Consider the following 20812-nt stretch of genomic DNA (forward strand, 5'->3'; position numbering starts at 1 on the left):
ACCCGACAGTGAGTCCCGTACGCCACTGTCGGTGCCCGATTGTCCGCGGACGTGTCCGGACCGATAGGTTTTCGAGGAAGCCGCCTGTCATCGCCGCCTGTCCTCCAGGCGCCCGGGCGGGCATCAGACCGCTATCGAAAGGGTGATCCGTTGAGCCGCTCGGTTCTCGTCACCGGAGGAAACCGGGGCATCGGCCTCGCCATCGCCCGTGCCTTCGCCGATGCGGGCGACAAGGTCGCCATCACGTACCGCTCGGGTGAGCCGCCGGCCGCCCTGACGGAGCTGGGCTGCCTGGCCGTCAAGTGCGACATCACCGAAGCCGAGCAGGTGGAGCAGGCCTACAAGGAGATCGAGGAGGCCCACGGCCCCGTCGAGATCCTCGTCGCCAACGCCGGCATCACCAAGGACCAGCTCCTGATGCGCATGTCCGAGGAGGACTTCACCTCGGTCATCGACACCAACCTCACCGGCACCTTCCGTGTGGTCAAGCGCGCCAACCGCGGCATGCTGCGGGCCAAGAAGGGCCGCGTCGTCCTGATCTCCTCGGTCGTCGGCCTGTACGGCGGCCCGGGCCAGGCCAACTACGCCGCCTCCAAGGCCGCCCTGGTCGGCTTCGCGCGTTCCCTCGCCCGTGAGCTGGGTTCGCGCAACCTCACCTTCAACGTCGTCGCGCCCGGCTTCGTCGACACCGACATGACCAAGGCGCTCACCGACGAGCAGCGCGAGAACATCGTCAAGCAGGTCCCGCTCGGCCGGTACGCCCAGCCGGAGGAGATCGCCGCGACGGTGCGGTTCCTCGCCTCGGACGACGCCTCGTACATCACTGGAGCCGTCATCCCGGTTGACGGCGGACTGGGAATGGGTCACTGATCACCATGAGCGGAATTCTCGAGGGCAAGCGCGTCCTGATCACCGGTGTGCTGATGGAGTCCTCCATCGCCTTCCACGCCGCCAAGCTGGCCCAGGAGCAGGGCGCCGAGATCATCCTGACGGCGTTCCCGCGGCCCACGCTGACCGAGCGCATCGCCAGGAAGCTGCCCAAGCCCACCAAGGTCATCGAGCTCGACGTCACGAACGACGAGCACCTCGGGCGCCTGGCCGACATCGTCGGCGAGGAGCTCGGCGGCCTCGACGGTGTCGTGCACTCCATCGGCTTCGCCCCTCAGGACGCCCTCGGCGGCAACTTCCTGAACACGCCGTTCGAGTCGGTCAGCACGGCCATGCACGTCTCGGCGTACTCGCTGAAGTCGCTCACCATGGCCTGCCTGCCGCTGATGCAGAACGGCGGCTCCGTCGTCGGTCTGACCTTCGACGCGCAGTACGCCTGGCCGCAGTACGACTGGATGGGCCCGGCCAAGGCCGCCCTGGAGGCCACCAGCCGCTACATGGCCCGTGACCTGGGCAAGCAGAACATCCGCTGCAACCTGATCTCGGCCGGTCCGATCGGCTCCATGGCCGCCAAGTCCATCCCGGGCTTCGGCGAGCTGGCCGCCGTGTGGGACGACCGTTCGCCGCTGGAGTGGGACCTCAAGGACCCCGAGCCGGCCGGCCGCGGCATCGTCGCGCTGCTGAGCGACTGGTTCCCGAAGACCACGGGCGAGATCATCCACGTGGACGGCGGTCTGCACGCCATCGGCGCCTGATCTCCCGTACGTCGTCGACGCCCCGTTCCCCGCAGCGCGCGGGGAGCGGGGCGTCACCCGTTCGGCCCCTCCGGCCGGGCGGGGGAGGCCTGTGACCGGGCATTCTGGAGTACGCGTTCACCACGCGGTCCCCTCCCCAGCACGGCCGAGGAGGTCCCCTTGTGCGCTTGTCCCGCCGAACGGCCTCACTGTCCGTCGCTGTCGCTCTCGTCCTGACCCTGGCGTACGAGGCGGTGCCGCACGCGCGCGTGCCCGCCGACGACGAGCAGGAGCGGGCCGACCTCTTCGGCGCCGCGTGCCGGGTCCGTGTCGACGACTCCAGGGTGACCGCGTTCTGTCACAACCCCTATCCGGAGACCGACCGCGTGAGCCTGCACGTCGAGTGCGCCCGCTGGTGGGACATCGACACCGACGGCTCCCCGGTGGAGGCCGGGCCCGCGCAGACCGTGCGGCTCACGGGACGCTGCTGGGAGGAAGTCGGCGACGCGTGGGTCAGCCACCGGCGGGCGAGCTGATCCCGCCCAGGCGGCACAGGAACGGGTAGCGGGCCGCCTCGGCCCCCGCCCCGTCCGCGTCCCCCGCGCGGATAGCATCGAGCAGCCGCCCGTGGTCCATGTACGTCTCCGGCGTCAGCTTTTCGCCGACGTCCTCGCGCAGCCAGTCCCGCAGCACCTCGCCCAGGTCCGCGTACATGGCGGTCATCACGTCGTTGTGGGAGGCGGACACCACGGCGAGGTGGAAAGTCGCGTCCGCGGTCACGAAGGCCTCCGCGTCACCCGACTCCCAGGCCTCCTCACGCCGCAGCAGCAGCGCGTCGAGCTGCTTGAGGTCCTTCTCGGTCCGCCGCTCTGCGGCCAGCCGGGCGGCGGACGACTCCAGCGTGGAGCGCAGCTCGGCGATGTGCCGGGGATCCGCGCCGGCGAACCGCCGCTGCATCACTCCCGCCAGCTCACTCGTCGCCACGACGTACGTGCCGGAGCCCTGGCGGATGTCCAGCAGGCCGTTGTGCGCCAGCGCGCGGACGGCCTCACGGACCGTGTTGCGGGCGACGCCCAGCTGCTCGACCAGTTCCGGCTCGGTCGGGATACGGGAGCCGACCGGCCACTCGCCCGACGTGATCTGGGCCCGCAGCTCGGCGATGACCTGTTCGGACAGCGCCGAACGACGGGGATGGCTCAGAGGCATGGCTCACCTTCGCACGGCCGGGGCGCCGGACGGCAGCCGAGGAGTGGACGGATTGGACAGTCAATCATCCCATGATTCTATGATGGGCCTCATGGCTAGTGAGGAAACCCGGACGATGACGCCCCCGACCGTTCGCAGCTCGGCCGCGCACGACGCCCGGAAACCGGGCGGCCCGTCCACGCGCGCGTGGACGACACGGCTGCTCGTCCTCGGCATCGTGCTGTCCGCCCTGAACCTCCGCCCCGCCATCACCAGCCTCGGCGCCCTCCTGGAGGAGGTCCGCGACGGGCTCGGCATGAGCGGCAGCGTGGCCGGACTGCTCACCTCCGTACCGCCGCTGTGCTTCGCCGTCTTCGGTGTCATGGCCCCGCGGCTCGCCCGCCGCTTCGGAGCGGGCGCCGTGGTGTGCGCGGGCATGGCCGCCATCGCCACCGGCCTGGCGATCCGGCCGTACGCCGGCGGCACGGCCGGCTTCCTGGCCGCCAGTGCCCTCGCCCTCATGGGCATCGCGGTCAGCAACGTCCTGATGCCGGCCATCGTCAAGCAGTGGTTCCCCGACCGCGTGGGCTCCATGACCGGCGTCTACTCCATGGGACTCGCCCTGGGCACGTCCCTCGCGGCCGCGGTCACGGTGCCCGTGTCCGAGGCGCTGGGCGGAAGCTGGCAGTCGGGCCTTGCCCTGTGGTCGGGGCTCGCCGTCGCGGCGATCCTGCCGTGGCTGCCGTTCGTACGGGGGCGCGCGGCGGCGTCCGCCTCCGCCCGGACGGGAGCCGGGCGCGAGGACCGGTCGGAAACCGGGCTGGAGGACCGGACGGAAGCCGGGACCGAGGACCGGTCGGAAGCCCGCCGCGAGGCGACTCCCGCCCCCGCCCCGGCGGACCCCGCGCGCGGGGAGGCCCCGCCGATGCGGATCACCCGGAGCCGCACCGCCTGGGCGCTGGCCGTCTTCTTCGGGCTCCAGGCCACCGCCGCCTACATCACGATGGGCTGGATGGCGCAGATCTTCCGGGACGCCGGTGTGCCCGCCGGCACCGCCGGGCTGCTGCTGGCCCTCACCATGGCGATGGGCGTGCCCCTGGCCTTCGTCATACCCCGCCTGGCCACCCGCCTGCCGCACCAGGGCCCGATCGTGCTGGTCCTGGGCATCTGCGGCCTGATCGGCTACGCGGGGCTGTATCTCGCGCCGGCCGGCGGCGCCTGGGCCTGGGCCCTGCTGCTCGGCGTCGCGAACTGCGCCTTCCCGCTCGCCCTCACCATGGTCGGCATGCGGGCCAGGACCGGCCCCGGCGTGGCCCAGCTGTCGGCGTTCGCGCAGAGCACCGGCTACCTCATCTCCATCCCGGGACCGCTCCTGGTGGGCGTCCTCTACCAGCACAGCGGCGGCTGGGGCCTGCCGATCACGCTGATGAGCGCCCTGATGGTCCCGCAGATGGTGGTCGGCTGGCTGGCGGGCCGCAACCGCACGGTGGAGGACGAGGCGGGCCGCTGAATCCCGGCCCCGTCGTGTCGCACTCACCCCGAGGCGTACCGCGCCCGGGGTGAGTGCGACACTTGCCCCATGCCAGTGCTCGATCCGAATCCCCAGCATGGTCAGAAGAAGATGCTGCTCGTGTTCGGCGCATTCTTCGCGATCTTCATCGTCATCGGCGTCATCGCGATGATCGCCTCGCCGTGACCGGCCCCGGCCCCGGCCCCGCCGATGGTGGGGCTAGCCCCCCTGTCCCCTAGGGGGTGAGGGTCAGGGTCAAGTGGGTGGGTCACCGGATGGGTTGGCCGGCGCGGATTCCGTAACTTCGAGGTGTGGCCGTGAGACGGGGGCCACCGGCCACTCGAAGAGCGGAGGCACCCATGTCGGCCCCTACGCAGACCCCGCCCCACCCGGCGACCCGGTCCGGCGCCGACAGCCGGCTTCCCTGGTGGGCCCTGGCCCTGCCGGCGCTGCTCTTCACGGCGCTGCTCGCCCTGATCCTCAACCCGTCCGACGCCCACGCGGCCACCGGTGACCCCGTGGTCACCCACCTCTTCGAGCGCCTGCAGCAGCTGACAGCCCGCTGAGCACGGCCGAAGCCGGTGGTCAACTCCCTGCGCCCCATGGCGTGTTTCATGCGAAGCTGGATCTCATGAGCGTCGCAGAACCCCGCACGATTGTCCTCTTCCGCCATGCGAAAGCCGACTGGCCACAGGTGACCGATCACGAGCGTCCGCTTGCCGACCGGGGCCGAAAAGACGCGGCGGAGGCCGGGCGCAGGCTGTCCGACACCGGCATCCCCGTCGACCTGGCCCTGTGCTCCACCGCGGTCCGGACCCGGGAGACCTGGAAGCTCGCCGTCCACGAGTTCCCGCATCGGCCGAAAACCGTCTACGAAGAGCGGATCTACGAGGCCTCGCCGGGCGAACTGATCGCCGTGCTCAACGAGACCCCCGACGACGTGCGGAACGTGCTCCTGATCGGGCACAACCCCGGCGTCCAGGGCCTCGCCGACATCCTGGCGGGCTCGGCCGAGGACGAGGCCCGTGAGTGGATGGACCGCCGCGGGTTCCCGGCCGCCGCCTTCGCCGTCCTGTCGTTCACCGGCTCGTGGAAGAGCGTGGAGCCGGGCGTGGCCGCGCTGCGGGACTACTGGGCGCCGACCGAGTGACCGTCGCCGCGTGACCGCGGGGCAGTGACAGGGGCCCGGCACCGCACGGTGCCGGGCCCCTCCTGCCTGCTTCAGACCGTGTCCAGGGTGTCCGCCGCCTCGACCTCTTCGCGCGTGATGCCCAGCAGGTAGAGGACCGTGTCCAGGAACGGGAAGTTCACCGCGGTGTGCGCGGCCTCGCGCACCACCGGCTTGGCGTTGAAGGCGACGCCCAGACCGGCCGCGTTCAGCATGTCCAGGTCGTTCGCACCGTCACCGATCGCCACGGTCTGCGACAGCGGCACGCCCGCCTCCGCCGCGAACCGGCGCAGCAGCCGGGCCTTGCCCGCGCGGTCGACGATCTCGCCGGTGACCTTGCCCGTCAGCCTGCCGTCGACGATCTCGAGCGTGTTGGCGTGGGCGAAGTCCAGCCCCAGCCGGTCCTTCAGATCGTCGGTGACCTGGGTGAACCCGCCCGAGACGACACCGACTTGGAAGCCGAGCCGCTTCAGTGTACGGATCAGGGTGCGGGCGCCCGGCGTCAGCCGTACCTCGCTGCGCACCTTGTCCACCACCGAGGCGTCCAGCCCCTCCAGCAGCGCCACGCGCGCGTGCAGGGACTGCTCGAAGTCCAGCTCCCCGCGCATCGCGGCCGCCGTCACCTCGGCGACCTTGTCCTCGCAGCCGGCGTGCGCGGCGAACAGCTCGATGACCTCGTCCTGGATGAGCGTCGAGTCGACGTCCATCACGACCAGGCGCTGCGCACGCCGGTACAGACCGGCGGCGACGACCGCCACGTCGATGCCGAGCTTCGCCGCGTCGGGCGCCAGGGCGGTCCGCAGCGGCTCGGCCTCCACACCGGACACGGCGAACTCGACCGCGGTCACGGGGTACTTGGCGAGCCGGAAGATACGGTCGATGTTGCCGCCGGTCCTGGTGATCCGCGCGGTGACCGCGGCGGTCGCCTCCGAGGTGAGCGGATGCCCGAGCACGGTGACCAGGGAGCGGCCCAGTCCGCGCGGCCGGTTGTCGCCGAGGCCGGAGATGATCTCCGCCTGCATCTTCATCGACTCGGCCCAGCTGTGGACGGTCGCCCGCAGATCTCCCTCGAGACCGGGGGGCGGCTCGGTCACGAGCGCGCACAGCACCATCCGGCCACGGGTGACGACCTGCTCGATGTCGACGACGTCGACGGAGAAGGCGGCGAGGGTGTCGAAGAGGCCGGCCGTGATGCCCGGCCTGTCCTTGCCGAAGATCTTGACAAGGAGGGTGGGGACGTCAGAGGACGAGGTCTGCGATGCGCTCATGGTGGTTCCACCGTATCGGGCAGGCAGGTCACACCGCCCGTGAGGTCCGGCTGGCGGACAGCGAACACTGGGTGTCGTGTCGATGGCGTGAATCTTGCGTACCGGTACGGCGTCCCTCCGGGCTCGGGATCACCTCCCGCCCCGGGGCTTCCGCGGCGGCGGGGGAGGAGGCGGGGGCGGCGGCCCGTCGTCCGGCCGGGCAGGCGGCCCGTTCCCGCCCCGCGGCCCGGGCGGCTGGCGGGGGCCTCGCGGCGGCGGCCCGACCGGCCGCGCCACGGTGGGCGCGCCGTACACATCGCCGTTCCCGGGCTCGGTGGCCCCCGCATCCGACCGCTCTTCGTCCTGCCGGCCCCGGCCCGCGTCACCCGGGCCCCTCCAGGCCTCTCCCGGCCGCCCTTCCTCACCGGCGGGCCGCGCGTCCTCCGGTTCCCGCAGTTCGTCCGGCACCCGGAGGTACGGATTGGTGGCCGGGTTCGGCGGCCGGTACGGCGTACCCGGCACGTAGGGCCCCGCTTCCGTCCCGTACGAGACCGGCTCGCCCTGCGGATCACCTCGGTCCCCGGAGCGCCGGGTGCCCTCGCCGTGTCGGCCCTGGCCTTCATCGTGTCGTCCGGCTTGGTCGTACCGGCCCTGGCCCCCGCCGTGTCCGCCCTGGCCCTCATCGTGTCGCCCGGCCTCGTCGTACCGGCCCTGGCTCCCGTCGTACCGGCCCTGGCCATCGCCGTGCCAGCCCTGCCCCCCGCCATGCCCGCCCATGCCCCCGTCGCGCCCGCTCACCCCCGAGCCACCCCCCACCCCCGCCGCCCCATCCCCCCGGGCCAACACCGCCGCCGAGCGCCCCGCGGCCCCGCTCGCCCACGCCAGCAGCGCCCCCACCGCCCCGGCCCCCGCGCCCCACACCGCGCCCAGCAGCAGGGCCATGCCGAGATGCCCGTGCAGTTCGATGCCCGCGCCGAACGCGTCGAAGCCGAGCACGGACAGGGAGGCGGTCACGGACACGTCCGTCAGCCAGGCCAGCAACGGCAGGGCCAGCGCGGTCGCGACCCCCAGCCGCAGCGCGCACCTGCCCGCGAACCCGAGGGCACCGGAACCCCGTACCGCCGCCCCCGCCGCCGCGACGCCCCCCACCGGCGACCGCACCGCCGTCAGCACCCCCGCCAGCAGCATCATCAGCGCCGCCGCCACCCCGAGCAGCCACACCCGCCCGTCCAGCTCGGCCAGCCTCCCCAGCGTCACCTGCCGGTCGGGGCGGGCCACGAGCAGATCGTCCAGCGGGTCCGGCAGGAAACGGGTCAGTTCACCCGTTGCTCGGCCGCCCCACGGCACGAACAGGCCGATCGGCACGCCCAGCCACACCCCGTTCGGCGCCCCGAGCAGCGCCGCGCCGGCGATGCGCTCGGGGTGGTCGTCGCCGCTCGCCGCGTACGCCGCCGCGGCCAACCCCGCCGCCACGGCCACCAGCAGCACGGTCACCACCGCGGAAACGGCAGGCCGTACGACCCGGTGCACGGCCTCCCACCCCCGGGGCAGCGGCGTGCGGCGCGAGGCCAGCAGGGCGACGAGGAGGATCCCGGCCGACCAGCCGAGCCCGCCGAACAGCGTGGGCACGGTGTCGACCGAGAATCCGACCGCCGCCCGCGCGTCGACGAGGTCCCCGATCCGGTCCGGCAGCAGCCCGCCGATGTCCCCGACGTTCCCGAGCCCGGGGATCTCCAGGCCGCCGTCTCCACTCCCGCCCCCGCCGGTCAGGTCGTCCAGCCCCAGCGAACCGCCGTCGATCGTGATGACGTCGTGCCCCGCCCAGGCCAGCCCGCCCAGCATCGCCACGAACAACGCGACCACCGCGCCCGCACGCGCGAGGAGTTCGGCCGGTGAGATCACAACTCCCGCCGCCCGCAAGGACCGCAGGAAGAAGTACGACAGCAGCACCGCCCCGACCAGGCTCACCCCCAGTGGCGTGATCTCGATGGCCGTGTCCGCTTCCGCGCCCGTGAGGCCGAACACCGACACATCTCCGGACGGTGTGACCGAACCACCCGCCCCAAGGGCCACCACCGCCGCGGTCATCGGCCCCAACGAGCCCGCCGTGTCCGCCTCCAGCAGCCGCAGCCCCAGCGCCGCCGTGCCCGCCATCCCGATCAACGCCCAGCTCACAGCGGCGACGGCGGACATCAGCACGTCCCCCCACGGCACGCGCGCGCCGTCACTCGCCCTCTCGACACCTGCACCGGCACCCATGGCAGACCCCCCGATCCGCTACGCGGCGGGAACTCCGCGCATGTCCCCCTCGCGACGAAATACCACTCTCCGGCCCGGTTTCAACCCCGTCAACGGAATCGGCCGAGGTGCCCGTCCGCGGTTTTCACAAGGCCCGACTTTCGGTCAGGGGGCCGCTCCTGAAATAGTTCCCCCCGATGTTCGACATCCCTAGACTCCCCATGTCGGGGGTAACTCGGGGGACAACTCAGTGGGGCATGGAGTGCCGGAACTCGTACTGGAATCAAACGGACGTACCTGGACGCTCGATCCGTCCAGGGCATACACCCTCGGACGTGATCCGCAGGGGGACGTCGTCTTCGACGACGCCAGGGTCTCCTGGCGTCACGCCACGGTCAGCTTCAACGGCCGCAATTGGGTCATCGAGGACCATGGCAGCACCAACGGCACGTTCGTGCAGGGTCAGCGGATCCACCACCTGGAGCTCGGCCCGGGCTCGGCGGTGAACCTGGGCAACGCCACCGACGGACCGCGTCTGAACCTCTCCGACGCCGCTTCCTCCGTCGCCACGCCGCAGCAGGCCCAGCCCCAGCAGCAGCCGTACGCCGCGCAGGGCGCGAACCCCGGCTGGGCCCAGCAGGCGCCCCACCAGCAGCAGGCTCCGCAGGCGGGCTGGCAACAGCAGCAGCCGCAGCAGCCCGGCGGGCACATCCCGCAGCAGCAGGCCCCCGGCGGTGCCGCGGGGGCACCGCCGGCCCACGGCGACCGCAGCCCCACCACGTTCCACCAGTTCTCCCTCGGCCGCGTGATGCGCATCGGCCGCGCCCTGGAGAACGAGCTGGTCGTCTCCGACCTGCAGGTCTCCCGGCACCACGCCGAGTTCCACGCCACGCCCGACGGCCGCATGGAGATCCGCGACCTCGGCTCGCACAACGGCACCTACGTCAACGGCCTGCCGATCCCCAAGGGCGGCGGTCAGTTGCTCGGCGCGGCCGATGTCGTCGGCGTCGGCCACTCGACGTTCCGGATCGTCGGGGACCGGCTCGAGGAGTTCGTCGACACCGGTGAGGTGTCCTTCTCCTCCCGCCATCTGACCGTCACGGTCGACGGCGGCAAGCAGATCCTCAAGGACGTCTCCTTCGGCGTCCCCGAGAAGTCGCTCATCGCGGTCATCGGCCCGTCCGGCTCCGGCAAGTCGACCCTGCTCAAGGCACTCACGGGCTACCGCCCGGCCGACCAGGGCGAGGTCCTCTACGACAACCGGAACCTCTACAAGCAGTTCGCCGAACTGCGCCAGCGCATCGGTCTGGTCCCGCAGGACGACATCCTGCACAAGGAACTGACCGTCAAGAAGGCCCTGAAGTACGCGGCCAAGCTCCGCTTCCCCGCCGACACCACGGCCCGTGAGCGCGAGGCCCGTATCGACGAGGTGCTGCGCGAGCTGAAGCTGGACATCCACAAGGAGAAGAAGGTCACCTCCCTCTCCGGCGGCCAGCGCAAGCGCGTCTCCGTGGCCCTGGAGCTGCTCACCAAGCCCTCGCTGATCTTCCTGGACGAGCCGACCTCCGGCCTCGACCCGGGCATGGACCGCGATGTCATGCAGCTGCTGCGCGGCCTCGCCGACGACGGCCGTACGGTCCTCGTCGTCACGCACTCCGTGGCCGAACTGGCGATCTGCGACAAGCTCCTGGTGATGGCCCCGGGCGGTTCCGTCGCCTACTTCGGCCCGCCCGAGGAGGCGCTGAACTTCTTCGGCTACGACACCTGGGCCGATGTCTTCTCCGCCTTCGAGAACTACCGGGACTACGACTGGGCGGGCCGCTGGAAGGGCTCGCAGCACTACCAGATGTACGCAGCGGACATCGACGCCGTGGCGCCGCAGTCCGTACAGGTTCCGCCCATGCAGGCGATGAAGCCGCCGAAGCCACAGGGCTGGATGTCGCAGTTCGTCACGCTGGTGCGGCGCTACGTCTCGGTGATCGTGTCCGACAAGGGCTTCCTCGCCCTGATGGTGATCCTGCCGGCCGTGCTCGGCGCGGTCAGCCTGCTCATCGACGCGGACAAGGGCCTGCTGCCGAACCCGGCCAACCCGCAGACCGGCCGGATCATCCCGAACGGCACCGCCACCACGGTCCTGCTGATCCTCGCGGTCGGCGCCTGCTTCGCGGGCGCGGCGAACTCCGTCCGTGAGCTGATCAAGGAACGGGTCATCTACGAGCGGGAGCGCGCGACCGGCCTGTCCCGCTCGGCGTATCTGATGTCCAAGGTGTTCGTGCTCGGCATGATCACCGTGCTGCAGGGCCTGCTGGTCGGCGTCATCGGCTTCTCCAGCCGGGAGATCCCCGAGGAGGGCCTGGTCTTCGGCAGCGCCACGCTCGTCGAGCTGTCCGTGCCGATCATGGCCCTGGGCTTCACCTCGATGATGTTCGGCCTGATCATCTCCTCGCTGGTGAAGACCGCCGAGAAGACCATGCCGCTGCTGGTGATGTTCGCCATCATCCAGGTCGTCTTCACGGGCTGCCTGTTCACGCTGCACGGCTCGATCGGCGTCAACCAGTTCTCGTTCCTGATGCCGTCGCGCTGGGCGGTCGCCGCCTCCGGTGCCACGCTGGACTTCAACAAGATCGCTCCGCCGGAGACCGCCGGCGACAACGATCCGCTGTGGGAGCACACGGTCGGGGCCTGGGCCATGGACATGGGCGCGCTGCTCGCGCTCGGCGTGCTCTGCGGCTTCTTCGTGGCCCGCTTCCTGCGCCGCCACGAGCCCGAGGTCATGCGCAAGTAGTCATTGCCTCACGTACGACGCCCCGAAGGGCGGCACCTCGTCAGGAGGGTGCCGCCCTTCGGCGTTTTCTCGTTCAGCGAGCAGAGGTCCCGCGCTACCTCAGTACGCGCTGTCGACGTTGTCCATCGAGCCGTACTTGTCGGCCGCGTAGTTGCAGGCGGCGGTGATGTTCGCGACCGGGTCGTAGATGTCCCAGGAGGTGCCGGGGACGTGCCAGGTCTTGAACGTCGGCGGGATGACCTGCAGCAGGCCCTTCGACGGGACGCCGTTGATGGCGTTGATGTCCCAGTCGTTGATGGCCTTCGGGTCACCGGCCGACTCGCGGATGATGTTGCGGTGGATGCCGTCGTAGGACGCCGGGATGTCGTGCTTCTTCAGGACGTCGAGCGACTCGCGGATCCAGCCGTCGAGGTTGTTCGGGTAGGTCTTCTTGGCGGCCTTCTTGGCCTCGGCGCGCTTGGCGTCGCGGCTCGCGGCCTCCTTGGCCTCGCGCGCGGCCTCGGCCTTCTTCTTCGCGGCCTCGGCGGCGGCCTTCTTCTTGGCGGCAGCCGCGGCGTCGGCCTTCTTCTTCGCCTCGATCTGCTCGGCCTTCAGGCTGGCACCGGCCATCTGGTCGGTGACGCTCGCCTTCACGTCCTTGATCTGCTGGTTGCTGAACGCCACCGGAGCCGACTGAGCGGCTTCCGTCGTGGTCTTGGTCGAAGCGCCGCTCGGCACCGCGGAGAACCCGATGGCGGCGGCGCCGAGGGTGGCGACACCCGCCATGGCGATCTTGTGGTGACGGGTGAGGTTACGACTGGGGCCACGGCTGAAGATGTTCTTGGGCATGGTGGTTGGACCTCTTCGAATAGCGCGGGAGTCGCTCGGCGTCCGGCGTTGGACTCGGTGTGTTTCCGACACAAACGCCGCGGAGGTGAACCCACGGCGCTGAGCGACGGCAGCCATTCTTAGCGGCCGCAAAATGGCGTGGCAAAGGTGTGACGTACGAAGGGAGATAGTGGATCAGGGAGTAGCAAATCGGGGCAGACTGGACTGTCGTTGCCGCTCAATAGGTCGAGTTTGTCTCCTACGTCCGTTCGTACGTGACGTGGCTCCTATGCGAGGGGTCACATTGGGCGAAGATCTGCTGCACTGTCAGTTGCTTGAGCAATGCACTGTGTGAGCGGTCTTTCCGGGCAGGACGAGGTGCACGTCCCCGAACTCGTGCCACAGGTAACGGCCCTGCAGCGCGGCCTCGTAGCCACGCTCTACGGCAGCCCGCCCCGCGATCGCCTCCAGCATCAGCAGATGCGAGGCCTCCGGCTCGTGCAGCCCGGTCAGCAGCCCGTCCACCACCCGCACCCCGCGCTCCGGGGTCACCACGAGCGAGGTCCACCCCGCCCGCGGCCGTACGACCCCGTCGGCACCCGCCGCCGACTCCACGGCCCGCACCGCCGTCGTCCCGACCGCGAGAACCCGGCCCGCACCGGCCCTCGCGGCGTTGATCAGCCGCGCCGACGCCGAAGACACCGCGAAGCGCTCCGGACAGGGCGGCTCGTGCGCCTCCGCCGACGCCACCCCCGTGTGCAGCGTGACCGGCGCGAACCGCACCCCCCGGCCCACCAGCTCCGCCACCAGCCGCGCCGTGAAGGGCCGCGCCGCACTCGGCATCTCCGCGGAGCCCGCCCCGTCCGCCGACGGCAACGCGAACACCGTCTGGTAGACGGACAGCGGCTGGTCCCGCTCCGTGTAGGAGTAGCGAATGGGCCGCCCGTACTCCCGCAGCAGCCCCGCGACCCCGGGCCCGGCCACCCGCGCCCACCACAGCCGCCCGCTCCGCCCGCTCAGCGGCTCCTCCAGCACCAGCCGTACGCCTCTCGGCAGACGCACCTCCGTACCCACGGGCCCTCCCGCCCGTCTCCCGCCACCACCCTTCCAAGGAGCGCTTCGCGCACTGTCTGACTTCCGCGCACGCGTGGTGCCCCGCCCGTCGGGCTCCCGCAGCTCCACCGCCCAGCGGCCGTCGTCCCCGGAGGTGGAGAAATGCACCACCACGCGTGCGTGCCCGATCCACCCGTCGACGGCCGCCGCCAGCGTGGCCGAGGTGTTGACCACCAGCAGATCCCCCGCCCGCAACAGCCGCGGCAGCTCCGAGAACGTGTGATGCGCCACCCCGGACCCCCGCGACACCAGCATCCGTACGGCGTCCCGGTCCAGCCCCGGCCCCCGCTGCTCGACCGGCACCCGGGCCGACAGCTCCTCCGGTACGCGCACCGCCGGTGTCATCGGGCCCCGTCCAGCAGGGCCGGAGCCCCGTACCGCCCGCTCGCCGGACGCTCGTCCAGCAGCCGCAGGAACCCCGGCACCACAGCCGCCGGCTCCGGCCGCGGATCATGATCGTCCGGTACGGCCGCCGCATACAGGTCCGTGGTCATGTCCCCGGGATCCACCGCCCAGACCCGCAGCCCCGGCTCCTCCACGGCGAGCACCGCCCCCAACTGGTCCAGAGCCGCCTTGGACGCCCCGTAGCCGCCCCAGGTCTCGTACGCCTCGGCCGCCGCGTCCGAGCTGACGGCGACGACCGTGCCCGCCGCAGAAGCCCGCAGCAGCGGCAGCGCCTCCCGGACCAGGCCGAGACCCGCCACCAGGTTCACCTCCAGCGCCCGGCGCAGCCCATCGAGGGGCAGCTCCTCCAGCCGCACCAGCGGCTCGGCGCCCAGCGCGCTCGCGTTGTGCACCAGCAGGTCGACGCCGCCCAGCCGCCACGCCGCCGACACCAGCTCCGCCCGGTGCCCGGCGTCGGTGACGTCCCCGGGCAGGGCGGTCACGCGCGTGCCGTGCGCGGAGACGGCCTCGGCCGCCTCCGTCAGCGTCTTGGCGCCCCTGGCATCGAGCACCAGGTCCCAGCCACGCCCGGCCAGGGCATCGGCGAGCGCACGGCCCAGGCCCTTCGAGGCCCCGGTGATGATCGCAACCGGCATGATCGGCTCCCTCGTCGTGATCGCGTGCCCTCAACGTAGGAACGGAGCCGCCTCGACCACCTCGGACGCGGGCCGCAATCCACCGGGTCCCTTCGCCCTACGCCACCGGCCCGGCGCCCCCAGTCGTACGCCGCACCGCCCTGCCGACTCGGCCTCGCGACCTAGGCCCACCGGACCGGGCACCCGCCGCCACTGGTCCGATCCGCGCTGTCACAGCCCGCCGGTACCGTGATGACATGAGTCACGGTCCCCGGTCCGGCCTCGCCGCGGTGAGTTCCGCGTTGCTGGCCATGAGCAGGCATCTCGAGGTGCGCGACGTCCTCAAGACGATCGTCGCCTCGGCCCGCGAGCTGCTCGACGCGCAGTACGCCGCGCTCGGCGTGCCGGACGATCACGGCGGCTTCGCCCAGTTCGTGGTCGACGGCGTCAGCGAGGAACAGTGGAAGGCCATCGGCCCCCTCCCGCGCCAGCACGGCATCCTCGCCGCGATGCTGCACGAGGCCAGGTCCGAGCGCCTCGCCGACGTCCGCAAGGACCCCCGCTTCGAGGGCTGGCCTAAGGCCCACCCCGACCTGGTCGACTTCCTGGGCCTGCCGATCCGCGACGGCGACGAGGTCATCGGCGCACTGTTCCTCGCGAACAAGAACTGCGAGAAGCCCGAAGGCGGCTGCGGCTTCACGGCGGAGGACGAGGAACTCCTCGGCATCCTCGCCCAGCATGCCGCGATCGCCCTCACCAACGCCCGCCTCTACGAACGCAGCCGTGAGCTGACCATCGCCGAGGAGCGCTCCCGCCTCGCCCACGAACTGCACGACGCGGTCAGCCAGAAGCTCTTCTCCCTCCGCCTGACGGCCCAGGCCGCGGCCCGCCTGGTGGACCGGGACCCGTCCCGCGCCAAGGGAGAGCTCCATCAGGTGGCCGTGCTGGCCGCCGAGGCCGCCGACGAACTGCGTGCCGCGGTCGTCGAGTTGCGCCCCGCCGCCCTCGACGAGGACGGCCTCGTGGCCACCCTCCGCACGCAGGTCCAGGTCCTCGACCGCGCCCACACCGCGCGCGTGACCTTCGCCTGCCATGGCGTCAAGGCCCTGCCCGCTTCCCAGGAGGAAGCCGTCCTGCGCGTCACCCAGGAGGCCCTGCACAACGCCCTGCGCCACTCCGGCGCCGACCATGTCGACGTGACCCTGGACCGCCGCGACGGCGGAGCCGTCCTGCGGGTCACGGACGACGGCTGCGGCTTCGACCCCCAGGCGGTGCGCCGCGCGGGGCGCCATCTGGGCCTGGTCTCCATGCGGGACCGGGCGAGCGGGGCCGGCGGCACACTGACCGTGGAATCGGTGGCCGGCAAGGGCACCACGATCGAGATGGAGGTCCCCGGTGGCTGACGCAATCAAGGTGCTGCTCGTCGACGACCACCAGGTCGTACGCCGGGGTCTGCGCACGTTCCTCGAGGTGCAGGACGACATCGAGGTCGTCGGTGAGGCAGCGGACGGCGCCGAAGGAGTGGACCGCGCCGAGGAGTTGAAGCCCGACGTCATCCTCATGGACGTCAAGATGCCGGGCATGGACGGCGTCGACGCCCTGCGCAGACTCCGCGAACTCGACAACCCCGCGCGCGTGCTCGTCGTCACCAGCTTCACCGAGCAGCGCACGGTGGTGCCGGCCCTGCGCGCGGGCGCCGCCGGATACGTCTACAAGGACGTCGACCCCGAGGCCCTCGCCGGAGCCATCCGCTCCGTCCACGCCGGGCACATCCTCCTCCAGCCGGAGGTCGCGGGCGCCCTGTTGTCCCAGGAGGAGGCCAACTCGGGGCCGGGAAGGGCCGGCTCGCTCACCGACCGGGAGCGTGAGGTGCTCGGCCTGATAGCGGACGGCCGCTCCAACCGGGAGATCGCCCGCGCGCTCGTCCTCTCCGAGAAGACCGTCAAGACCCACGTCTCGAACATCCTGATGAAGCTCGACCTGTCCGACCGAACCCAGGCCGCCCTGTGGGCCGTTCGCCATGGAATGACCGGCTGACACCCTCAGCCCACCCCAGCGCGGAAGGTTCCAGTCCGGACCGAGATTCATACTGTCGTGGGAATGTCCCTCGTATGGCGCATCCTCGACGGATCTCCGCCGTTCTCCAGTGCGTGCCGCGGCGCCTGCCGCGGCGATCGCAAGGAGGGCTCAGAAGTGAAGAACCTGAAGAAGGCCGCTGCCGTGACGATGGTGACCGGTGGACTGCTGGCCGCCGGTGCGGGCATGGCCTCCGCTACGAGTGCGCACGCCGACGGCAGCGCCGTGGGCTCGCCGGGCGTCGCCTCGGGCAACGTGGTCCAGGCCCCGGTGCACGTCCCGGTCAACGTCTCCGGCAACAGCGTGAACGTCATCGGCGTCCTGAACCCGGCGTTCGGCAACCTCGCCGTCAACCACTGACTTCACCTCCGCCTCCGAGCCGAAGGTGACCCCGGCCTCCCGGTCCTGCCCGGGAGGCCGTCAGTCGTTTACGGCCGCGCCCAGCCTGCGGGCATGCGTGCCGCCAGGGGCGGCACGGGTGGGCGCAGGCGGCACCCCGCTACGCCGGGCCGCGCACCCACCCGCCCTCAGCCCAAACGCCGAACACCATCACAACCCCCAGTCAGCACCCCGCCCCAGCCCAGCACCACCGCCGAGCATCCGACACCCGACAGTCAGCGCACCCCCCGCTCCCGCTCCTCCACAACGGAGTTGTACGCAGCGACCTGCGCCCGCCGAGCCGTCCGCTCCACCGGCCGCAACGCCTCCCGCCGCGCCCCCATCTCGGACGCACTCACCGCACCCCCGTGCCCACTCTCCGTCGCCACCACGATCAACGTCCCCACCCGCTGCGCGAGCTCCAGCACCCGCACCGCCCGCGGCGGATACCCCGGCGCCAGCACCTCCCGCCCCCGCTCGGCCCGCGCCCGATACGCGTCGACCGCCGCCTCGGCCACCGGCCCCGACCCGGCCACGTCCAGCCGCGTCAGCACCTCCGTCGCCTCCCGCAGGGCCTCCGCCAGCTCCCGCTCGGCCTCACCCAGCGACGGCACATCCGCGGGCGGCGCCTCCCGCACGGGCAGCACGTGCCACACGACCTCGACATGCACATCACCCTCGGGCCCGGCCTCGTACACCTCCGGCACCAGCCCGAACGAGGCGCCGTAACAGACCACCGCCTGCTCGGCGTCCAGCGCCCGCGCGTTGAACTCCGGCGGCCCGCTCAGCCCCAGCGGATGCCCGGGCGCGGGCAGCGCGAGCCGCAGCCCGGTCACCCCGAGCGTCCGCAGCCGCCCCAGCGCGAGCGTGAGCCCGACGGGCGCCGACTCCCCAGGCAGCCCCTCCACCCGGTGCACCGCGTCCTCGCCGACGATGGCGAGCACGGCGTCATCAGGTGAGACAAGTCCGGCCAAAAGGGCATTTCCCCAAGCTGCGAGACGTCCAGCACGCGGTTCCGAGAGCATGCCTCCACCCTAAGAGAGCCCAAGACCCGGACCGAGGGAATGTCCGGACCGACCGGTGGCGTAGATTTCATGGAGGGCTGCGCCCACCGGCGCGGCGGACCGAGCCACAGGCTTACGCGACAGCCGAGACCGGCCACACTGCAAGGGGAGACAACGCGCTCATGAGCGATGTTCTGGAGCTTCAGGACGTATCCGTGGTCCGCGAGGGCCGGGCTCTGGTGGACCAGGTCTCCTGGTCGGTCAAGGAGGGCGAGCGCTGGGTCATCCTGGGCCCGAACGGCGCCGGCAAGACCACCCTCCTCAACCTCGCTTCCACCTACCTCTTCCCCAGCTCGGGCACCGCCGCCATCCTCGGCGAGACCCTCGGCAGGCCCGGCACCGACGTCTTCGAGCTGCGCCCGCGCATCGGCATGGCCGGCATCGCCATGACCGAGAAGCTCCCCAAGCGCCAGACGGTCCTGGAGACCGTGCTGACCGCCGCATACGGCATGACCGCCACCTGGCACGAGGACTACGAGGAGATCGACGAGCGGCGCGCCCGCGCCTTCCTCGACCGCCTCGGCATGAGCGACTACCTGGAGCGCAGGTTCGGCTCGCTCTCCGAGGGCGAGCGCAAGCGCACCCTCATCGCCCGCGCCCTGATGACCGACCCCGAGCTGCTCCTCCTCGACGAGCCCGCCGCCGGACTCGACCTCGGCGGCCGCGAGGACCTCGTCCGCCGCCTCGGCCGGCTCGCCCGCGACCCCATCGCCCCCTCGATGCTCATGGTCACCCACCATGTCGAGGAGATCCCCCCGGGCTTCACCCACGTCCTCATGATCCGCCAGGGCAAGGTCCTCGCCGCCGGCCCGCTGGAGCTCGAACTCACCTCCCGCAACCTGTCCCTCTGCTTCGGTCTCCCGCTCGTCGTCGAACAGGCGGGCGAGCGCTGGACCGCACAGGGCCTCCCGTTGTCCTGACCCGGCCCCACGCCGCACAAGTGCCAGAGTAAGAACGGCATTTCACACGCCGGGCGCCCTGTCGGCGACAGGGGCGTCGGACCTACCATGACCATGTGGAAATCGACGCATGGCTGTGGTGGCTGATAGGCGCGGCAGCGCTCGGCATCGCGCTCGTGGTCACCGCGATGCCCGAACTCGGGATGCTCGCGGTGGGCGCCGTCGCCGCGGCGGCGGTCACCGGCGTCTTCGGAGGCGGAGCCGTCGCCCAGGTCGCGGTCTTCGCCGTCGTCTCGACCGCCGGCATCGCCGTCGTACGGCCCATCGCGAACCGGCATCGCGCCCAGCGGCCCCAATTCGCCACGGGCGTGGACGCGCTGAAGGGCAGACAAGCCGTCGTCCTGGAACGCGTCGACGCCTCCGGCGGCCGGATCAAGCTGGCCGGAGAGGTCTGGTCGGCCCGCGCCCTCGACACCGACCGCGCTTACGAAGTAGGCCAGGAAGTGGACGTCGTGGACATCGAGGGAGCCACTGCGATCGTCATGTGACCTCGCAGGACGTAACTGGAGTGAACTCCTCGCCAGCTACGCGACGGTCTGACAGACTCGACCAGCAAGATCTTCAACAACCATAAGATCTGCCGAAGTCGCCGAGGCGGAGAAGGGTACGGGGAACGACGATGGAACCGGTCATCATCGTCCTGATCATTCTGGTGGTGTTGGTCTTCATCGCCCTGATCAAGACGATCCAAGTCATCCCGCAGGCCAGCGCGGCCATCGTCGAGCGGTTCGGCCGCTACACGCGGACACTCAACGCGGGCCTCAACATCGTGGTCCCGTTCATAGACACCATCCGCAACCGCATCGACCTGCGTGAACAGGTCGTCCCCTTCCCGCCGCAGCCGGTGATCACCCAGGACAACCTGGTGGTCAACATCGACACCGTCATCTACTACCAGGTGACCGACGCGCGGGCCGCGACCTACGAAGTCGCCAGCTACATCCAGGCGATCGAGCAGCTCACCGTCACCACGCTGCGCAACATCATCGGCGGCATGGACCTGGAGCGGACCCTGACCTCCCGCGAGGAGATCAACGCGGCCCTGCGCGGCGTCCTCGACGAGGCCACCGGCAAGTGGGGCATCCGCGTCAACCGCGTCGAGCTCAAGGCGATCGAACCGCCCACCTCCATCCAGGACTCGATGGAGAAGCAGATGCGCGCCGACCGCGACAAGCGCGCCGCGATCCTCCAGGCCGAAGGTGTCCGGCAGTCGGAGATCCTGCGCGCCGAAGGTGAGAAGCAGTCCCAGATCCTGCGCGCCGAAGGTGAGGCCAAGGCGGCCGCCCTGCGCGCCGAGGGCGAGGCCCAGGCCGTCCGTACGGTCTTCGAGGCCATCCACGCCGGAGACCCGGACCAGAAGCTCCTCTCCTACCAGTACCTCCAGATGCTCCCGAAGATCGCCGAGGGCGACGCCAACAAGCTCTGGATCGTCCCCAGCGAAATCGGCGACGCCCTCAAGGGCCTCTCCGGCGCCATGGGCAACTTCGGCGGCCTCGGCGGAGGTTCAGGCGGCAACGGAGGCGGCTCCGGAGCCGGCATCCCCGCTCAGGAACGCCGCGAGAAGCCGTCCATCGACTGACCCGGCACATGCGAAGGGGCCCGCTTCCCGGAGTCGCGGGCCCCTTCGCATGACAGCTAGGC

At 71.3% G+C, this 20812-nt stretch carries 21 protein-coding genes; 14 read left to right on the forward strand and 7 right to left on the reverse strand.

Translation table 11 applies throughout. The features are described from left to right. Positions 1 to 150 precede the first annotated feature (150 nt). The 3 genes from fabG to ACFT4A_RS12025 all read left to right on the forward strand — a co-directional run bounded on the left by fabG (position 151) and on the right by ACFT4A_RS12025 (position 2158). A complete protein-coding gene (gene fabG / locus ACFT4A_RS12015) occupies positions 151 to 870 on the forward strand; it encodes a 3-oxoacyl-[acyl-carrier-protein] reductase (protein WP_382828421.1) in 720 nt (239 codons plus the stop codon). Positions 871 to 875: 5 nt separating this feature from the next. Then, positions 876 to 1643: an enoyl-ACP reductase FabI gene (gene fabI / locus ACFT4A_RS12020; RefSeq protein ID WP_382828424.1), complete on the forward strand. Its 768-nt coding sequence runs from the start codon at positions 876 to 878 to the stop codon at positions 1641 to 1643. A gap of 161 nt (positions 1644 to 1804) precedes the next feature. Beyond that, on the forward strand, positions 1805 to 2158 hold the full coding sequence (locus ACFT4A_RS12025; RefSeq protein ID WP_382828425.1) for a hypothetical protein: 354 nt from the start codon (positions 1805 to 1807) through the stop codon (positions 2156 to 2158). Here ACFT4A_RS12025 and ACFT4A_RS12030 read toward each other — a convergent pair. After that, the gene (locus ACFT4A_RS12030; protein WP_382828428.1) at positions 2136 to 2828 is read right to left on the reverse strand and encodes a FadR/GntR family transcriptional regulator; all 693 of its coding nucleotides are present in this window, start codon (positions 2826 to 2828) and stop codon (positions 2136 to 2138) included. The two genes, ACFT4A_RS12025 and ACFT4A_RS12030, sit on opposite strands and share 23 nt — an antisense overlap. A gap of 79 nt (positions 2829 to 2907) precedes the next feature. Here ACFT4A_RS12030 and ACFT4A_RS12035 point away from each other — a divergent pair, with 79 nt between their 5' ends. The 4 genes from ACFT4A_RS12035 to ACFT4A_RS12050 all read left to right on the forward strand — a co-directional run bounded on the left by ACFT4A_RS12035 (position 2908) and on the right by ACFT4A_RS12050 (position 5467). Further along, entirely contained in the window at positions 2908 to 4317 is a 1410-nt protein-coding gene (locus ACFT4A_RS12035; RefSeq protein ID WP_382828431.1) for a CynX/NimT family MFS transporter, read from the forward strand. A gap of 69 nt (positions 4318 to 4386) precedes the next feature. Next, positions 4387 to 4503, forward strand: coding sequence for an SGM_5486 family transporter-associated protein (locus tag ACFT4A_RS12040; protein WP_382828434.1), 117 nt, complete (start codon positions 4387 to 4389; stop codon positions 4501 to 4503). Between the two features lie 173 nt (positions 4504 to 4676). After that, the gene (locus tag ACFT4A_RS12045; RefSeq protein WP_382828436.1) at positions 4677 to 4883 is read left to right on the forward strand and encodes a hypothetical protein; all 207 of its coding nucleotides are present in this window, start codon (positions 4677 to 4679) and stop codon (positions 4881 to 4883) included. Between the two features lie 65 nt (positions 4884 to 4948). Beyond that, a complete protein-coding gene (locus tag ACFT4A_RS12050) occupies positions 4949 to 5467 on the forward strand; it encodes a SixA phosphatase family protein (protein WP_382828439.1) in 519 nt (172 codons plus the stop codon). A gap of 71 nt (positions 5468 to 5538) precedes the next feature. Here ACFT4A_RS12050 and serB read toward each other — a convergent pair whose 3' ends face one another. Continuing rightward, a complete protein-coding gene (serB, locus tag ACFT4A_RS12055) occupies positions 5539 to 6753 on the reverse strand; it encodes a phosphoserine phosphatase SerB (protein ID WP_382828442.1) in 1215 nt (404 codons plus the stop codon). 129 nt (positions 6754 to 6882) lie between these two features. After that, positions 6883 to 8991, reverse strand: coding sequence for a streptophobe family protein (locus ACFT4A_RS12060; protein ID WP_382828445.1), 2109 nt, complete (start codon positions 8989 to 8991; stop codon positions 6883 to 6885). A gap of 241 nt (positions 8992 to 9232) precedes the next feature. Between ACFT4A_RS12060 and ACFT4A_RS12065 the strand changes: the two genes are divergently transcribed. Continuing rightward, on the forward strand, positions 9233 to 11755 hold the full coding sequence (locus ACFT4A_RS12065) for an FHA domain-containing protein (RefSeq protein ID WP_382828448.1): 2523 nt from the start codon (positions 9233 to 9235) through the stop codon (positions 11753 to 11755). A 99-nt stretch (positions 11756 to 11854) separates the two neighbouring features. Here ACFT4A_RS12065 and ACFT4A_RS12070 read toward each other — a convergent pair whose 3' ends face one another. From ACFT4A_RS12070 to ACFT4A_RS12080, 3 genes are all read right to left on the reverse strand, one after another. Next, positions 11855 to 12583, reverse strand: coding sequence for a transglycosylase SLT domain-containing protein (locus ACFT4A_RS12070; protein ID WP_382828450.1), 729 nt, complete (start codon positions 12581 to 12583; stop codon positions 11855 to 11857). Between the two features lie 306 nt (positions 12584 to 12889). Continuing rightward, a complete protein-coding gene (locus ACFT4A_RS12075) occupies positions 12890 to 14020 on the reverse strand; it encodes an S-adenosylmethionine:tRNA ribosyltransferase-isomerase (RefSeq protein ID WP_382828453.1) in 1131 nt (376 codons plus the stop codon). Then, complete coding sequence (locus ACFT4A_RS12080) at positions 14017 to 14715, reverse strand: SDR family NAD(P)-dependent oxidoreductase (RefSeq protein WP_382828455.1); 699 nt, start codon at positions 14713 to 14715, stop codon at positions 14017 to 14019. Before ACFT4A_RS12080 ends, ACFT4A_RS12075 begins: the two co-directional genes overlap by 4 nt. A 236-nt stretch (positions 14716 to 14951) precedes the next feature. On the opposite strand from ACFT4A_RS12080, the gene ACFT4A_RS12085 reads away from it, so the two are divergent. The 3 genes from ACFT4A_RS12085 to ACFT4A_RS12095 all read left to right on the forward strand — a co-directional run bounded on the left by ACFT4A_RS12085 (position 14952) and on the right by ACFT4A_RS12095 (position 17130). Next, a complete protein-coding gene (locus tag ACFT4A_RS12085) occupies positions 14952 to 16097 on the forward strand; it encodes a GAF domain-containing sensor histidine kinase (RefSeq protein WP_382828458.1) in 1146 nt (381 codons plus the stop codon). Beyond that, a complete protein-coding gene (locus tag ACFT4A_RS12090) occupies positions 16090 to 16731 on the forward strand; it encodes a response regulator (RefSeq protein WP_382828460.1) in 642 nt (213 codons plus the stop codon). The genes ACFT4A_RS12085 and ACFT4A_RS12090 overlap by 8 nt, the downstream gene beginning before the upstream one ends. 156 nt (positions 16732 to 16887) lie before the next feature. Then, on the forward strand, positions 16888 to 17130 hold the full coding sequence (locus ACFT4A_RS12095; protein ID WP_382828462.1) for a chaplin: 243 nt from the start codon (positions 16888 to 16890) through the stop codon (positions 17128 to 17130). A 254-nt stretch (positions 17131 to 17384) separates the two neighbouring features. Here ACFT4A_RS12095 and ACFT4A_RS12100 read toward each other — a convergent pair whose 3' ends face one another. Next, positions 17385 to 18173 carry a hypothetical protein gene (locus tag ACFT4A_RS12100; RefSeq protein WP_189730197.1) on the reverse strand — a complete coding sequence of 263 codons (789 nt, stop codon included), beginning with the start codon at positions 18171 to 18173 and terminating at the stop codon, positions 17385 to 17387. Positions 18174 to 18334: 161 nt separating this feature from the next. On the opposite strand from ACFT4A_RS12100, the gene ACFT4A_RS12105 reads away from it, so the two are divergent. From ACFT4A_RS12105 to ACFT4A_RS12115, 3 genes are all read left to right on the forward strand, one after another. After that, positions 18335 to 19132: an ABC transporter ATP-binding protein gene (locus ACFT4A_RS12105; RefSeq protein ID WP_189730195.1), complete on the forward strand. Its 798-nt coding sequence runs from the start codon at positions 18335 to 18337 to the stop codon at positions 19130 to 19132. Between the two features lie 95 nt (positions 19133 to 19227). After that, on the forward strand, positions 19228 to 19659 hold the full coding sequence (locus ACFT4A_RS12110) for an NfeD family protein (RefSeq protein ID WP_382828464.1): 432 nt from the start codon (positions 19228 to 19230) through the stop codon (positions 19657 to 19659). Positions 19660 to 19790: 131 nt separating this feature from the next. After that, positions 19791 to 20750, forward strand: coding sequence for an SPFH domain-containing protein (locus tag ACFT4A_RS12115; RefSeq protein WP_382499913.1), 960 nt, complete (start codon positions 19791 to 19793; stop codon positions 20748 to 20750). Positions 20751 to 20812 lie beyond the last annotated feature (62 nt).

Origin of the sequence: Streptomyces sp. NPDC057099, assembly GCF_042671245.1 — a bacterium.
GTDB classification, from domain to species: domain Bacteria; phylum Actinomycetota; class Actinomycetes; order Streptomycetales; family Streptomycetaceae; genus Streptomyces; species Streptomyces purpurascens.